The 1,251-nt window shown below is 56.7% G+C and carries 1 protein-coding gene; it reads right to left on the reverse strand.

Annotation, left to right across the window (positions count from 1 at the left end; translation table 11 throughout):
* Positions 1–581: 581 nt before the first annotated feature.
* The gene (locus E1297_RS01705; RefSeq protein ID WP_368669432.1) at positions 582–1,181 is read right to left on the reverse strand and encodes a GIY-YIG nuclease family protein; all 600 of its coding nucleotides are present in this window, start codon (positions 1,179–1,181) and stop codon (positions 582–584) included.
* Positions 1,182–1,251: the final 70 nt, after the last annotated feature.

Here is a 1,251-nt window from a genome sequence, read left to right on the forward strand (position 1 = left end):
GGGCTGCGCGACGAGATTCGCGTTGCTGGCGGGCTTTTGCCCGTTCATTCCCACATCGTGACGGAACCCCAGAGCCTCACGCCTGCCGTCATAGTCGGCTTGTCGTTCAGACACTAGGGTGGGGCCTACAACTGCGCAGTAGCCATCGCTGCCGGGAAGGTTGTCCGCGTCGTCCCCAAACAGAATTTCCCCTTCCTGCATTACACCATTCGATACGGAATACGGCCGTCAGAACTGGAAAACGCGTGACACCTCCCGGCGCTCCTGCAGGGTCCGCTCGCCGAAGTATTTTCTCGGATTGCCGCACATATAACACGAGCACGACGCGAGGTGATCCGAAAGGGTCCCTTTCTCGTCATGAGGATAAAGACGGCGGGCCTTTCGCTTCATCCGCGCGTTGTGATGCCGTCTGTCGGCTCGATTGCTCCGTCGCATTTTCATCTCCTTGGCTACACAAGGAAATTAACCGAAATCAGTGGTTTTGGGAAGGGGTAAGGATTCAAATCGCAAGGATTCGCCATTTCGTGTACGAATCGTCTGAATTGTGCGCTGGGATACGGTCATTTAGGGCAGGAAAGACGCTAACCGAACAAGGCCGAGATCCTGACCATCAAGTTCCGGACCATGAAGAACGTTCCCGGATTAAGGTGTTCAATAAGGAGGATGGACGACGCGACAAATGCGACGGCGAATAGGCTCTCGAACGACCTGCCCTTCGGTCTCCGTCTGCGGCGTGATTTCGCGCGACTGCGCCTGGGTTTGGACTTAAACGACCGGACGGGGGTCGCACGCTTCCGGTGGGCCGCTGCGCTCATGACCCCCTCGGCCTCCGGTATGGAAACTCGGAAGAACTCCCGCCTGTCGTTTACACGTTTGCCGGACAGCGCCTGATGGATCGATTTCTCGAGTGCCACAGCGTTCTGCGTCTCCACAGCAGCCACGATCCTGAACGGGAAAGGTAAGGAGGTGGTCGAGTTCAATTCGCGCACGCGCTCTAGCGGGTGTCGTCTCGTCATCCCGATCTTCACCAGACCGGGCATGGCGGCGTTCGTCAGTAGGTAGACGAATCCTCCCGTCGTCTTCGATCTGTTCGTTTTCTTGCGTTTGGCGGTCATCCCTGAATTAGATACTCCCGCTTGACTATTAACAAGACTATTCGTCCTTCGGACCCGGCGCGACATCTGGGAAGAACAGTTTCGCGCAAGCGACGGCTTGATGTGTCTTTCAAGCTGTTCACCAAACGTGCAAGCG

This window comes from Roseibium sp. RKSG952, from assembly GCF_009711355.1.